The sequence below is a fragment of the Streptomyces sp. NBC_01775 genome (assembly GCF_035917675.1).
In the GTDB taxonomy this organism is placed as follows: domain Bacteria; phylum Actinomycetota; class Actinomycetes; order Streptomycetales; family Streptomycetaceae; genus Streptomyces.
Genome location: NZ_CP109104.1, coordinates 3,721,997 through 3,735,266 on the forward strand (window position 1 = coordinate 3,721,997; position 13,270 = coordinate 3,735,266).

Annotated in this window: 12 protein-coding genes; 4 read left to right on the forward strand and 8 right to left on the reverse strand. The window is 71.8% G+C overall.

Annotated elements, in window-relative coordinates:
• Window positions 1-283 precede the first annotated feature (283 nt).
• Entirely contained in the window at window positions 284-877 is a 594-nt protein-coding gene (locus OHB04_RS16535) for a hypothetical protein (RefSeq protein WP_326688461.1), read from the forward strand.
• Between the two features lie 65 nt (window positions 878-942).
• On the opposite strand, the gene OHB04_RS16540 is transcribed toward OHB04_RS16535, so the two are convergent.
• Window positions 943-1,455 (reverse strand): LysR substrate-binding domain-containing protein, encoded by a 513-nt coding sequence (locus OHB04_RS16540; protein ID WP_326688462.1) that lies wholly within the window; start codon window positions 1,453-1,455, stop codon window positions 943-945.
• Window positions 1,456-1,469: 14 nt separating this feature from the next.
• On the opposite strand from OHB04_RS16540, the gene OHB04_RS16545 reads away from it, so the two are divergent.
• Window positions 1,470-1,901, forward strand: coding sequence for a siderophore-interacting protein (locus OHB04_RS16545; protein WP_326688463.1), 432 nt, complete (start codon window positions 1,470-1,472; stop codon window positions 1,899-1,901).
• 105 nt (window positions 1,902-2,006) lie between these two features.
• On the opposite strand, the gene OHB04_RS16550 is transcribed toward OHB04_RS16545, so the two are convergent.
• On the reverse strand, window positions 2,007-2,417 hold the full coding sequence (locus tag OHB04_RS16550) for a nuclear transport factor 2 family protein (protein WP_326688464.1): 411 nt from the start codon (window positions 2,415-2,417) through the stop codon (window positions 2,007-2,009).
• Between the two features lie 47 nt (window positions 2,418-2,464).
• Window positions 2,465-3,799, reverse strand: coding sequence for a transcriptional regulator (locus OHB04_RS16555; RefSeq protein WP_326807712.1), 1,335 nt, complete (start codon window positions 3,797-3,799; stop codon window positions 2,465-2,467).
• Between the two features lie 79 nt (window positions 3,800-3,878).
• On the opposite strand from OHB04_RS16555, the gene OHB04_RS16560 reads away from it, so the two are divergent.
• Window positions 3,879-5,156 (forward strand): MFS transporter, encoded by a 1,278-nt coding sequence (locus tag OHB04_RS16560; RefSeq protein WP_326688466.1) that lies wholly within the window; start codon window positions 3,879-3,881, stop codon window positions 5,154-5,156.
• A 209-nt stretch (window positions 5,157-5,365) separates the two neighbouring features.
• Here the strand turns inward: OHB04_RS16560 and OHB04_RS16565 are convergent, their stop codons facing one another.
• The 5 genes from OHB04_RS16565 to OHB04_RS16585 form a co-directional block, all read right to left on the reverse strand.
• Window positions 5,366-6,640 carry a S1 family peptidase gene (locus OHB04_RS16565; RefSeq protein WP_326807713.1) on the reverse strand — a complete coding sequence of 425 codons (1,275 nt, stop codon included), beginning with the start codon at window positions 6,638-6,640 and terminating at the stop codon, window positions 5,366-5,368.
• A 675-nt stretch (window positions 6,641-7,315) separates the two neighbouring features.
• Window positions 7,316-8,305, reverse strand: a complete 990-nt coding sequence (locus OHB04_RS16570) for a malate dehydrogenase (protein ID WP_326688468.1) — start codon at window positions 8,303-8,305, stop codon at window positions 7,316-7,318.
• Between the two features lie 194 nt (window positions 8,306-8,499).
• Complete coding sequence (locus OHB04_RS16575) at window positions 8,500-10,071, reverse strand: helix-turn-helix domain-containing protein (RefSeq protein WP_326807714.1); 1,572 nt, start codon at window positions 10,069-10,071, stop codon at window positions 8,500-8,502.
• Window positions 10,072-10,683: 612 nt separating this feature from the next.
• Complete coding sequence (locus tag OHB04_RS16580; RefSeq protein WP_326688470.1) at window positions 10,684-11,097, reverse strand: DUF3017 domain-containing protein; 414 nt, start codon at window positions 11,095-11,097, stop codon at window positions 10,684-10,686.
• Between the two features lie 59 nt (window positions 11,098-11,156).
• Window positions 11,157-12,011, reverse strand: coding sequence for a bifunctional methylenetetrahydrofolate dehydrogenase/methenyltetrahydrofolate cyclohydrolase (locus OHB04_RS16585; RefSeq protein ID WP_326807715.1), 855 nt, complete (start codon window positions 12,009-12,011; stop codon window positions 11,157-11,159).
• A 229-nt stretch (window positions 12,012-12,240) separates the two neighbouring features.
• Here OHB04_RS16585 and OHB04_RS16590 point away from each other — a divergent pair, with 229 nt between their 5' ends.
• Entirely contained in the window at window positions 12,241-13,047 is an 807-nt protein-coding gene (locus OHB04_RS16590) for a hypothetical protein (RefSeq protein ID WP_326688472.1), read from the forward strand.
• Window positions 13,048-13,270 lie beyond the last annotated feature (223 nt).

The window sequence follows — 13,270 nt, forward strand, 5'->3', positions numbered from 1 at the left end:
TCTATGTCCGCACAAAACAGGTCAGGAACGGGCCCCGTACTGGCCTGTGCACCTACGGCGGATCGGAGCCGGACACATGCGAAAGCAGCACCGCACAGCACTGGTCGTGGCCGTTTGCGCTGCGACGACGGCGGGAGGCGGGCTACTGACGCCGGCGAACGCGACCTCGCAGAGCGAGAACGCCACGGAAAGTGACCGACCGGACCTCTCAGAACTTTCCGGGGAAGAAATAGCCGAAAAGGCATCGAAGCAGCTGAATTCTTCGAGGTCGCTGCGGCTGAAAATGGAGGCTCCCGACCTCCGGCTGAATCTCGCGCTCGACGAGAAAGCGAATTGCTCCGGAAAGGTGGAGATTCCCGGAAAGGGATCCGTCAAGCTGATCAAGCATGGCGGCACGATCTGGCTCAAGCCCAGCTCAGCCTTCTGGAAGGCCCAGCTCGGCCCCGAGCGCGGCGCCTCCGCGGCCCACGAGTTCAAGGGCCGCTACATCAAGGGCACGGCGCGGGACGAGGCGCTGGGCGGCAAGGGCCTGGCCAAGGCGTGTGACCTCGACGCCTTCCGCGCCGCCTCGGGCGCGCTCTCGGCGCCCGGCCCCCGCTGGAAGCGGGGCCACACCTCGACGGTGGGCGGACACCGGTCCGTGCCGGTGACCCGCACCCAGGGCGACATCAGCGTCCGGATGCACGTCTCGGCCGACGGCAAGCCCTACCCCCTGCGCCTGGAGCGCAAGGCGGGCGGCGACCACGACAAGATCAACCTCAGCCGCTTCAACGACCGCGTGCCCTCGGGCACGCCTCCTGGCGACCGCACCGTCTCCGTGCAGGAGCTGAAGCGGCACTTCAAGAAGCAGCAGGAGCCGCCGTCCGAGTCGGTGTGAGACGGAGGCGGCCTCTCCCGGGGCGGCTGTCTCCGCTCCAGCCGGGGTGAGTCCTGGCCAGGACCCTAGGAGAGGCCTTGGCCAGGCACCCGGCCCGGCCCGGCGACGGGTTCCGGAGCGGCGCCGCCGGGCAGAGCCGCGGCGATCTCCCGGACGCAGCCACGCAGCCAGGCGTGCGCTGGATCCTTCTCCTGGCGCGGGTGCCACGCCTGCACGACGGGGAGGGACGGAAGGTCGAACGGGAACGCGAACGTGGCCGGATTCAACCGTTCCACCTGTCCCACCGCCAGCCTCAGCCCCGACCGCCCCACCAGGTCACTCTGTGCCACCACCAGCAGCGCCGCGTTCATCGTCGGCACGGAGGTCACCACCCGCCGCCGCAGGCCCCGTTCGGCCAGGAGTTCGTCGATGGGGCCGCGCGGCTTCCCGCGCCGCGAGGCGGTCACATGCTCGAAGGCGGCGAACCGCTCGGGCGTGATCTCCCCGTCCAGCAGCGGGTGTCCCCGGCGCACCACACCCACGTTGACGTCGATGAACAGGTGCTCCACTCGCGTCTCCGGCGCGGGGCGCTGCACCACGCCCAGCTCCCGCGGTGCCCGGAGCGGGCGTACGCTTCGGCCGCCCCGAGGGCGGATTCGTACCGCGCCCCGGCCCCCGGCACCATCTGTTCGTCGGCGACGAGACCGCCTCGGCCGCGTTCGGCCCCATGGCCCGCGCGCTGCACACCCAGGGGGCCGAGGTGCGGGCCGTGATCGAGACCGACACACCGGCCGAACGCCTCCCCCTCCACGGGGACATCACCTGGCACTGCCGCGAGGGCGCCTCCGCCGCACCGTCCGCCGGACTCCTGGCCGCCCTGCGCGAAGCGCGGTTGCCGGAGCCCGGGGACGCCCTGGCCTATGTCGCCGGCGAGGCCCGCACCATCCAGTCGGTGCGCCGCCACCTGGTCCACGACCGGGGCCGGCTCCGCCGCGCGGTGGTGACCAAGCCGTTCTGGACCCGGGGCAAGCGCGGCCTGGACTGAACGCGCGCGCCCCTGCCGGGGGGGCGGAGCCGGGAGCCGGGGGGCCGGGCGCACCATGCGGGTCGCTCGACGGGGGCCCGGCGGCGGAGGGAGGCGACGGCCCGGTCAGTCGTCCGGGGTGCAGGCCGCCGCCACGGCGAGGCTGTCCTCGACGAGGTGATAGCGGGTCAGCTGCCCCCGCGTCACGGTCAGGCGCAGGGCGAAGGGAGCGGCGAACTCCTTGCCGGTGGCCCGCATCCGCCCCGTCAGCGTGCCGGTGATCACCGCCTCCCGTCCCTCCACCACGACCGCGTCCACAGGCGGCCCTCCACTTTCCACCGGCTCGACACCGGCGGCCAGTTCGGCGAAGTGCGCGGCCACCTCTTCCCTCGTGGAACGGGGCCGGATCCACGGCACAACGGGGTTGTCCGCGATCATCCAGTCGACCTTCTCCGCGAACAACGCCGCGATCCGCCCGGGGTCCCCCTCACCCGTCCGCCGCAGAAACTCTTCCACCACAGTGCGTGTCTCGCTCATGGGGAAACTCTGCCGCGCACGCCGCCGGTTGGCGATTACCTCCAAGGTCATCGACAACCGCCCGGCTGCCGCTCCCCCGACGGCGAAGCTCCTGCCGAGCCCTCGGCTTCACCGACCGCCCCGACCCGTCGCCGTACTGGCGCCCATGAGGCGGCGGCCCGAGCCAGGCCGGGCCCCGGCCTGGACCTGAGCCCCGTCCCGCTCCCGCTCCCGCTCCCGCTCCCGGACTCGGCCTCGGCCTCGGCCTGGGCCTCGGCCTGGGCCTGGGCCTGGGCCTCGGCCTGGACCTGGGCCCTGACCAAGGTGTCACCCACCGCGGTGCGGTAATAGAGCACCGAGCGGCCCGCGCGGCGGCGGCGCAGCAGGCGGGCGTCCAGAAGGACCCGGAGGTGGCGGCCCACCGAGCCGAGGCCCTGGCCGGTGAGGGCGACCAGTTGGCTGGTGCTCTTGGGGGTGTCGAGGAGCACGAGGACGGCCGCACGCGCGCCCCCGAGCAACGCCCCCAGCGCCTCCGGCACCGGCACCCGCTCCTCGGCGGCCTCCACCAGGACCCCCGAACACGGGTACGTCACGGCGTACCGGGGCAGCGCCCGCGAGGAAGCGGGCCGGCCGCCGTCCGACCGACCGACGACCCCGCCCCCGGCCGCCGCCCCCTCCCGCGAGCCGGGGGCCGGGGCGGGGGCGGCGGGGGCGCGCGCCGTCCCAGGGAGGGGGCCCTCTTCCCAGGAGACCCAGCCGTGCCGTGGAGTCACGGGCACGAACATCAGCCGCGCTCCGGACAGATCGCGCGGCGGGTAGTACCGGGCGTTGATCTGGAGCCTGCTCTCCCCCAGCCAGCGCATCCCCGGCCGCATGTCATCGAGCGCCGCCGCCCAGCCGCCCTGGCTCAACTGCGCGGTGCGCGCCACCACATCGGCCTCGATCACCTGACGGCGGCGTGGCCAGTACGGCAGCACCGTCTCCCGCCACACCCACTCCAGGGTGTCCGCCGCGCGCTGCGGCAGGTCGTCGCGGTGGAGCAGCGGCGGCAGCGGGCCGCCCAGCGAGACGGTCAGGTCCTGGCGCGCCATGCCGGGCGCGGCCTCCCTCACCCGGGCCACCTCGTCCTCGAACGTGGCCGCCTCGTCGGGCTCGGGTGTCGGCGTGAGGAAGTCCGCGTTCCACGTGGGGCCCAGCGCCGCGCGGATCAGCAGCGCGCCGACCGGGTCCGCCGCCTGCCGGGCACGGTAGGCGGACAGGTGGGCGGCCAGCCAGGCGCGCTCTCCCGGGTGCCCGGCTGTGCCGCGCTCCAGCACCTTGAGGCCGGCGATGGTCTCGGCCAGCTGAGACACCACGAACCGGCTGCCCGCGAGCGTGTCCGCGTTGACCTGCCACCACCCCATGGCGCCCCCGCGCTCCCCTCGTTTCGCCCCCTCGCGAAACAGTAACGCTCCCCCTCGCCCGCTCCCGAGACTCCCCGCCATGCGCACCTACAACGAGCTGTTCAAAACGCCCGAGTTCACCCCGCTCTTTCTGACCAGCACCCTGCACGTCGCCGGCCAGACGGTGAGCGGTCTGGCGCTGGGCACGCTCATCTTCGACGCGACGGGATCTCCCCTGCTGTCCTCCCTCGCGATGTTCGGACCCTCGCTCGCCCAGCTCATCGGGGCGACGACACTGCTGTCGGCCGCCGACCGGCTGCCGCCGCGCGCCACGATGAGCGTGCTGCTGCTGGCCTTCGGCCTGGGCACCGCGTTCCAGGCGGTACCGGGTCTGCCCGTGTGGGCCTCCTTCTGTGTACTGCTGACGCTGGGCGTGCTGGCCTCGCTCGGCGGCGGCGTGCGCTACGGCCTCCTCAACGAGATTCTGTCCAGGGAGGGCTACCTCCTCGGCCGCTCCGTGCTCAACATGTCCTCCGGCCTCATGCAGATCTGCGGCTACGCCCTCGGCGGTGTGCTGGTCGCCCTCCTCTCGCCACGCGGCACGCTGCTGGCGGGCGCCGCGATCTACCTGGCGGGAGCGGCCGTCGCCCGGCTGGGGCTGGGCCGTCGGCCGCCGCGCCTGGCAGGCCGCCCGTCCGTGGCCGACACCTGGCGCGACAACTCTCTGCTGTGGTCCGCCCCTGCACGCCGTTACGTCTACCTCGCCCTGTGGGTGCCCAACGGGCTGGTCGTCGGGTGCGAGTCCCTCTACGTGCCCTACGCCCCCCGGGAGGCCGGACTGCTGTTCGCCTGCGGTGCGGTGGGCATGCTCGCCGGGGACACCGCCGTCGGCCGCTTCGTGCCCCGGTGGTGGCGGGAGCGGCTGGCCGTGCCCCTGCTTCTGCTGCTCGCCTTCCCCTTCCTGGGCTTCGCGCTGCGGCCCGCGCTGCCGCTCGCGGGCGTGCTGGTGATGCTCGCCACGGTCGGCTTCGCGGCCGGCCTTCTGCTCCAGGAGCGGCTGATGGAGCTGACGCCGGAGAAGCTGAGCGGACACGCGCTGGGGCTGCACGCCTCCGGCATGCTGGCGATGCAGGGGGTGGGTGCCGCGCTGGCGGGTGCGCTGGCCGAGCGCACCTCCCCCTCGACCGCCATGACAGTCGTCGCCGCGCTCTCCCTCACCGTCACCCTCACCCTCGCCCCCGGCCTGCGCCCCGAACGGGCCGGACGGGGCGGCCGGGGCGGACGGGCCGAAGGGGGCAGAGGGGCCGGACGAGGCGGACGGACCGGGAAGAAGGCTCCGGGCCGCCCCTGTGCCGACAAGCGCGGCGACACCCCCTGAAGGCTCGGGGGAAGCCGTGGCCCGGTGGAGCGCCGTCGTGCGGCTGCCACGTACGGAGGCCCCGCGAACCACCGTGATCCCGGGAGACATGGTGGATGCTCCCGGCCACGATGGTTCGCGGGGCCGACACGGCGTGGAACGGCCGTACGGGGCCGGTCGTACGGGGCCGGTCGTACGGGGCCGGTCGTACGGGGCCGGTCGTACGGAGGTCAGTCCTTCGAGACGACGAAGACCGTGTCGCTGTCGAGCAGGGCCGACTCGATGGGCTGGTAGGTGCTGACCTCGTCCTCGTCCCGGCCTTCGGGCGAGCCGCTGACCATGCCCTGAGCGATGACGTGGTCACCCGATTCGGGGTCCATCTGGTAGACGGGGCCGCCACTGTCGCCGTGGTCGGTGGCAAGCCTGGCCTGGGACATGCCCTCCAACGTGGTCCCGTCGGCGTAGGTGACGGTGACGTCGTGGGCGGTGATGGGGCCACAGGTCTGGCCCGTCGTCCTGCCGGACTTGCATATCTCGGTGCCGACGGGGGCCTTGCTGAAGCCGGATATCTTCGCGGTCGCGTCGTCGTGCTTGAGGTCGACCTTGGTGGTGACGTTCGGCGGGGGCATGGGGGGGAAGCGCGGGTTGAGGGGGGGCACTGGCTCAACGCGGATAGTGCCCCAGTCCATCGGGCCGAACTTGGCGGCGTCCTTCCTGCCGATTGGCTCGTTCCCCTCGTGCGTCCAGATCCCGTCGCCGTCGACCAGGCAGTGGCCCGCCGTCATGACCTGGTCCTCGCCGTCCTTCTTGACCCACCAGCCCATCGAGCAGGTGGAGACGGTGTCGCCGTCGTCGGTGGAGATCTCGTCGCCGTCCTGCATGTTGGTGGTGGGGGCGACCTGCTTGTCGACGGTCTTGACCTCGACGGCCGGGCCCAGCTTCCGGGCCGCGTCCACGAACTCCCCCGTACGGCCCTTGTCGAGCATCGTTCGGGCGACCTCGACGGTGACGACGTTCTTGCGTACGTCGATGTAGTAGGTGACGCCACTGGGAGTGAAGCGTTCCACCAGCTTGTCGACTGACACCTTGACGGCGTTGAGGTCGGTGGTGGAGCGGCTGACGACGCGGGGGGTGACGTTCGGGGCGTCGACGTCCTCGGCACGCCGCTTGCTGGTGACGTTGACGGTGAGCGTGCCGTCCTTGGGGTCGACGTAATCCCCCGCACTCCAGCCCGGCTTGAGGTCCTTGCGCACCTTCTTGGCAGTGGCGACGACCTTGCCCTGCCGGGCGAGGCGCTTTCTCGCCTCGTCCTCGCTGAGGTGTTCGGTATCCCCGAAGGCGGCGGAGACCATGCTCGGGGTCTCCTTGGCCTTGGCCTTCGCCTTCTGATGCTCGGCGCCACCGGCGTTGGCGAACTGGAGCCCGCCCACGGTCAGCGCGATCCCGCTGGTGACGGCGAGGGAGACGGACAACTTCTTCCGGAAGGTCATGTGACGGGAACTCAACACTTCTCCAGGGGGGGTTCAGGAGCGCCACTTTCCAACACGGCGCTGCATCTGACTGAGTTGGAACCTCAGCCAGATGAAACGTGGGAAAAGCGCTTTCAGTTCAACCTCTGGAGATTTATGGGTCAGTTAAGAAACGGATCATCGTGCGTTAAGCCCCGCCGCGTCCTCCACCGGTTCGGTGCCTGCTGAATGTCCTGGCCACCAGGGCCATGCACCCAGGCCCATAGCCCCATTGGGATCGGGCAAGACCAGAATTCTCGACGGGGGCGACAGGTCGATTGGCAGCGCGGACGGCATCAACGCGGCATCTCAGCCGCACAACGAGGCACGTCCACCAGGCGAACTCCGAGCGCGCCGCTCATACCGCAACTGGTCTCGACCTCTCCGCCCGGTCGGGGAAGATTTTCGTCACGAAGAAGGGCGCATCGCCCATCAGCCCATTCCAGCCGACGGTGGCGGCGGATATCGGCCTGGCGGCTGCGCCCCGAACCGCGAACAGGTGCAGATCCCCGCGCGCTCCCACGCGAAGCGGGCGCCACACGGCGGAGGGCCCGCAGGGATCACACGATCCGTACGGGCCCTCCGGAGCGGGCTCAAACACCCACAAGCTCGGACGTCCACAAGCTCAAACGCCACAGGCGCGGACGTCCACAAGCTCGGACGCCGACAGGCTCAGATCAGGCCGAGGCCCCGCACCGCGTCGCGCTCTTCCGAGAGCTCCTTGACGGAGGCGTCGATGCGCGTGCGCGAGAACTCGTTGATCTCCAGGCCCTGGACGATCTCGTACTTGCCGTCCTTCGTGGTGACCGGGAAGGAGGAAATGATGCCCTCGGGCACGCCGTAGGAGCCGTCCGAGGGGATGCCCATGGAGGCCCAGTTGTCGTCGGCGGTGCCGTTGACCCAGGTGTGGACGTGGTCGATCGCCGCGTTCGCGGCGGAGGCCGCGGAGGAGGCGCCGCGCGCCTCGATGATCGCGGCGCCGCGCTTGGCGACGGTCGGGATGAAGTCCTCGGCCAGCCACTTCTCGTCGTTCACGACCTGCGCGGCGTTCTTGCCCGCGATCTCCGCGTTGAAGATGTCGGGGTACTGCGTCGCGGAGTGGTTGCCCCAGATCGTCAGCTTCTTGATGTCGGAGACCGAGGAGCCGGTCTTCTTCGCGAGCTGGGTGAGCGCGCGGTTGTGGTCGAGGCGGGTCATGGCGGTGAACCGCTCGGCCGGCACGTCAGGGGCCGACGCCTGCGCGATCAGCGCGTTGGTGTTGGCCGGGTTGCCGACGACGAGAACCTTGATGTCGTCCGCGGCGTGGTCGTTGATGGCCTTGCCCTGCGGCTTGAAGATGCCGCCGTTGGCCTCCAGCAGGTCGCCGCGCTCCATGCCCTTGGTGCGGGGACGGGCGCCGACGAGGAGGGCGACGTTCGCACCGTCGAAGGCGACGTTCGGGTCGTCGCTGATGTCGATGCCCTGGAGCAGCGGGAAGGCACAGTCGTCCAGCTCCATCGCGGTGCCCTCGGCGGCCTTCAGCGCCGGAGTGATCTCCAGCAGGCGCAGCCGGACCGGCACATCGGCGCCCAGCAGCTGGCCGGAGGCGATCCGGAAGAGCAGCGCGTAGCCGATCTGGCCGGCGGCGCCGGTGACAGTGACGTTGACGGGAGTGCGGGTCATGGCGTTCTCCGTAGTACCTGACGTGGCTGGCGGGTGGCCGGAAGTCTCTCTACGTCAAGAGACCCATCCGCCAGGCTATCCGACCCCCGCCCCGCCTCACCCCCGGGTCCGTCCGGAGCGTTGGGCCGGGGGCGGGGCGGGGACGGGGGAGCTGGTCAGGCCCTGCGGAGAGGGGGCGGAGGCGGGTGGAGGACCTAGCGGGCGGTCTTTCCGGGGACGGTGCAGCCCTTGCCGCCGGCCACGAGCGTGGCGCACGCGCGGGCGTCCGCGGCCTTCCCCACGGAGACCATCTCGGTGTAGGCGTCGTTCGTCGTGCCCACCTTGTCGCTCTCCTTCTGGCTGCCCGGCCCCAGGACGCGCAGCGCGTCGTCCGTGGTCGCGCTGGTGATGCGGGCCCAGGACGCCTTGCACACCTTGCTGTAGCGCACCTCGACGAAGCTGGGGCCCACCCACGCCGAGCTGCTGGTCTTGGCGTACTGCCCGCCACAGCCCATGGTCTCGGGGTCCTTGCCCGAGCAGCTCTTGCCCGAGCACTTCACTCCGGAGGGGAGATTTTCGCTCTTCTTGGCTTGCGAGGGCTTCGGGTCGGCGGAGTCCTCGCTCCCGCCGCTCAGGTCGAAGAAGAGCACCGCAGCCGCTATCACCACGAGCGCGCCCACGATGCCCGCCAGGAACATCGTCACCCGGCGCCGCCCCGCTCCCTCCTTCGGCTTGCCCCTGCCGCCCGTCCTGCCGCCTCCCGTGGCCGCCCCGGACCCGCCGGACTCGCCGGGGTCTTGGGGACCGCCTGGGACGGGAGCACCCGCCATGCCGGGTGCGCCGCCCGCCGGGACCGGTGGCAGCACGCTGGTCGCGGGCCCGCCATCGTCGCCGCCGCCCGCTCCGGGACCCCTTCCTCCGGTGCCCGGGATTCCTCCGGTTCCTCTGATTCCTCCGGTTCCTCCCGGGACAGGTGACGTGGGGGACGCAGGGGAGGCGGGAGTCCCCGGGGAGGCGGGGCGCGTGCCCGTCGCCGCCGCGCCCCACGACGTCACATCGACGCGCGGCTGGGGCGTGGCGTACCCGGAGGGCCGCCCCTGTGGTCCGGACGCCCCGCGCTCGCGCGTACCGGCCGCACTTCCCGCCGCCCTGATCGCGTCCTTGCGCAGCACGGCCGTGCCGTTGTCCGGTGCGCCGGACGGCGTTGTGTCCTCGATGGGCAGCGCGCGTGTGCCGTCCTCGGGTCCGCTCGTCTCCCGGCTGGGAGCGTGCGAGGCCGACGACGGTCCCGAGGCGGGCGCCACGGGACCCGCGGGGGCCACCGGGCCCGCCGGCACGGCGGAATCGCGGGCCGCGCCCGAGGAGGACGAGGCCGCCCGCGCGCCCCCCGCGGCGGACCCCCCGCCCTTGCTCTTGCGCCGACGGCGCCCCTTCCCGGGCTCTTCGTCGAACTCACCCAGCGCGGCCCGCGCCTGCGCGACCTGTATGGCCTCCATGGTGACGTCGTGCCGCATCTCGCTGCGGCTCCACGCCCGTTCGGCCAGCTCCCACATGGTGCCGAGGTGGCGCACATCCGTGCCCGTCACCTCGGCGAGTGCCTGGGTCGCGCCGCGCGGCGGCAGCAGCCGCCCGTTCAGATAGCGCTCCCACGAAGACTTGCTGTACCCGGTGCGGTCAGCAATGGTGGCGACGCTCAAATCACTGCGGTCGACGAGTCGCCGCAGCTGGCTCGCGAATTCCCGGATCTGCGGATCCAGTTCCTCCGGTAGCGCCCTCCAACGAGGCATTGCCTCCCCCTTGTCCCCCCGACTGTGCTGTCTTCCCCCGTGCCGGCGCTCGCCCCGGGCTCGTACTGGCTACCCAGGGGGATGCAGACAGCCAGGATCTCAGTTCCGGGAATGGGGGCGCACGGGAGCATTACGGGCCAATGCCCATACCCGCGCACACCCCGGTTCGGTAACGCGCGCGCCCTAGTGTGCCAGCCTCCGGGGCGGCCAGTTCCGGTCGGGCACCGGCCATATGGCGAGAAACCAGCCTGAAAGAGCCCCCGCTCGGGCACTCGGACGGGGGTCACGAAGCACGTGCCGCTCACCCTCGCGGGTCACCAGCCACCCCGCACCCGGTCCACGTCGCACACTTGTACAGGCACCATCGGCGTGGAGCACCACTGCCCTGTCTCATATCCGCCGTCGATGGTCCAGGCCTGCGGAGGGGGTCCGGGTACGCGCACCTCGACGCGGTCGCCGTCCGGATGCCCCACGAAAACGACCCGGTATCCGAGCGCGCCGCCCAGAGCGCGCCGTCCAGGACGACGGTGGCCCGTCCCTCCACGGGGAGGGACGGGCCACCGTCTCGGTCATCCGGCCGCCGGCCACGGCATGGGCCGGCCGCGAGGCCGCTCAGCGGATGGAGAAGCGCACCACCGGCTCCAGGAAGGGCAGCGAGAGCGGGGGGTCGGGCTGGGCCATCAGCGCCAGCAGCACGATCGCCAGGCCCAGCACGCCATAGGTGATCAGGTCGGTGAAGCGCGAGCGCACCGCGAGCATGCCGACCGAGGGCCGCAACCAGCGCAGCGCGGCCCCGCCCAGCATCGAGAACCCCACGATCAGGGTGCCCACCCGGAACTCCAGGACCGTCACCAGGAGTCCGATGAAGACCCCCGCGCACACGGCGAGCAGGGGCCACTGCCGGTAGGGCGCCGGATGCTCGCCCCCTATGGCGCGTCCGCCGCCCTCCGGCCGCGCGGTATCCCGCGTCAGCGCCGGAAAGCGCCGCGACTTCTTCCGCGGCTCAGCCGCCTTCTCCGCACCCATCGCACGGATCCCTTTCACGTCGTCGGCCATGACACGAACGCCCGGTGCCGCCAGAGCCGCTAGGCCAGGGACCGCTCGGCCGCCTCGACCACGTTCACCAGCAACTGGGCCCGCGTCATCGGTCCGACGCCGCCCGGGTTCGGCGAGATCCAGCCCGCCACGTCGTACGCGCCGGGGTGCACATCGCCGACGATCTTGCCGTTCTCGTCCCGGCTGACGCCCACGTCCAGGACGGCGGCGCCGGGCTTCACATCCTCCGGCTTGACCAGGTGCGGCACGCCCGCCGCCGCGACGATGATGTCGGCCTGACGCAGCAGGGCGGGCAGGTCGCGGGTGCCGGTGTGGCACTGGGTCACGGTCGCGTTCTCGCTGCGCCGGGTGAGCAGCAGCGGCAGCGGGCGCCCGGCGGTGACGCCCCGGCCGACCACGACGACGTGGGCGCCGTTCAGTTCGACGCCGTAGCGCCGCAGCAGCACGACGATGCCTTCGGGGGTGCAGGGCAGCGGGCCGGGCTGGTTCAGGACGAGGCGGCCGAGGTTCGTCGGGTGGAGCCCGTCGGCGTCCTTGTCCGGGTCCATCAGCTCCAGCACCCGGTTGGTGTCCACGCCCTTGGGCAGCGGGAGCTGGACGATGTAGCCGGTGCAGGCCGGGTCCTCGTTCAGCTCGCGGACGACCGCCTCGATCTCCTCCTGGGTGGCGGTCGCCGGCAGCTCGCGCTGGATGGAGTTGATGCCGATCTGGCCGCTGTCGCGGTGCTTGCCGGCGACGTACTTCTGGGAACCGACGTCCTCACCGACGAGCACCGTGCCCAGCCCGGGGGTGATGCCCCGGGCCTTGAGCGCCTCGACGCGCACGGTGAGATCGGACTTGATCGCGGCTGCGGTGGCCTTGCCATCGAGAATCTGGGCGGTCATGTGTCCATCCTCGCGGATGCGGTGCCGAGGTCTCCAATCAGGTGGCACTCGGGACGCGGCAGCGAGCTCTCAAGGACACGTTCCGGGGGCCGAGGACACATTCCGGAGGGCCGGTGTCACTCTCCCGGAGCCGCTCCGGCAACGGGATGGCAAAGGACCGTTCATGTGCGTCCCTGCTACCCCTACGCTCCGTTGTGAGCAGCCACCGAGAGTCAATAGGCTGCCGGACGTGTTCAGCGTGATCATCGTCCCGGACGGGTGCCGGGGCCCCGAGGAGCAGCACCGGCTGGAGCCCGGCCAGACGCTGCGCTTCGGCCGGACGGCACCGGCAGGCAGCGGCCTGACCCTCTCCCATCCCGCGGTCCCCTGCGCGGCGGGAGAGATCACAGCCACGGGCGCCTTCTGGATACTCACCAACTTCAGCCGCGATCAGACCTACGTCGTGGCGAATCCCGAGGGCGTGGGGGAGCACATCAGGGTCGCGCCGGGCAGGGCGGACGCGCCGGTCCCGTTCGAGTTCGCGCGCGTGATGCTCTGCGCCGACGCCGACGCCAACAGCGACAGCGCCGGACCGAGGCCCGGCTGCTGCTTCGACGTCATGGCGCCGCGCCATGACTACCTGACGGCGGGAGGCGGGCTCCCCGGCATCACGGGCGCGACGGTCGGAGGGGACGGAGGGGACGGGGCGGGCGATACCGAGGACTGGCTCTTCGACCCCTTCCCGTGCCCCTACCCGCTGGATCACTCGTGCCGCTACTTCCTCGTCCTGGCCGCGCTGTGCGAGGCGGGCCTGCGTACCGGGGACGCCGCGGCTCCGGTGCCCACGGCGGAGGAGCTGACGGAGCGTCTGCGCCCGGTGTGGCCCGAGGTCTCACCGGCCGCCGTCTCCTGGAACATCGACTATCTGCGGCTGAAGCTGCGGCTGCGCACGCCGGACGGCGACGCGGCCACACACGAGGCCCTGGCCAGGTTCGCACTCCGGTTCGACCTTGTGCACGAGGGGCATCTGGACGTACTGGCGGGGCAGTTGGTGTGAAGCTCCGTACCGGACGGGCGTCGGATCAGGGCTGACCTGGCATTGCGGATTCGCCACAGTCGGGAATTCCGGCTGGACAGTGCGACATTCCCACCATCACCATTGGGCGAGGCGTCGGGCAGTTCCAGGGAGGGCCGGCGGTGCGACGCCGACACCGGGGGAGGCGGCGATGTCGCTGAGAGCAGGCCGTGATTCTCCGGAGTCACTCGGCCCCATCCGCTCC

Bases quoted from the DNA above. Each gene is read 5' to 3' on its own strand.
- OHB04_RS16535 (WP_326688461.1), top strand. From the start codon at position 284: ATGGAGGCTCCCGACCTCCGGCTGAATCTCGCGCTCGACGAGAAAGCG.
- OHB04_RS16550 (WP_326688464.1), bottom strand. From the start codon at position 2,417: ATGAGCGAGACACGCACTGTGGTGGAAGAGTTTCTGCGGCGGACGGGT.
- OHB04_RS16555 (WP_326807712.1), bottom strand. From the start codon at position 3,799: ATGGGGTGGTGGCAGGTCAACGCGGACACGCTCGCGGGCAGCCGGTTC.
- OHB04_RS16560 (WP_326688466.1), top strand. From the start codon at position 3,879: ATGCGCACCTACAACGAGCTGTTCAAAACGCCCGAGTTCACCCCGCTC.
- OHB04_RS16570 (WP_326688468.1), bottom strand. From the start codon at position 8,305: ATGACCCGCACTCCCGTCAACGTCACTGTCACCGGCGCCGCCGGCCAG.
- OHB04_RS16575 (WP_326807714.1), bottom strand. From the start codon at position 10,071: ATGCCTCGTTGGAGGGCGCTACCGGAGGAACTGGATCCGCAGATCCGG.
- OHB04_RS16580 (WP_326688470.1), bottom strand. From the start codon at position 11,097: ATGGGTGCGGAGAAGGCGGCTGAGCCGCGGAAGAAGTCGCGGCGCTTT.
- OHB04_RS16585 (WP_326807715.1), bottom strand. From the start codon at position 12,011: ATGACCGCCCAGATTCTCGATGGCAAGGCCACCGCAGCCGCGATCAAG.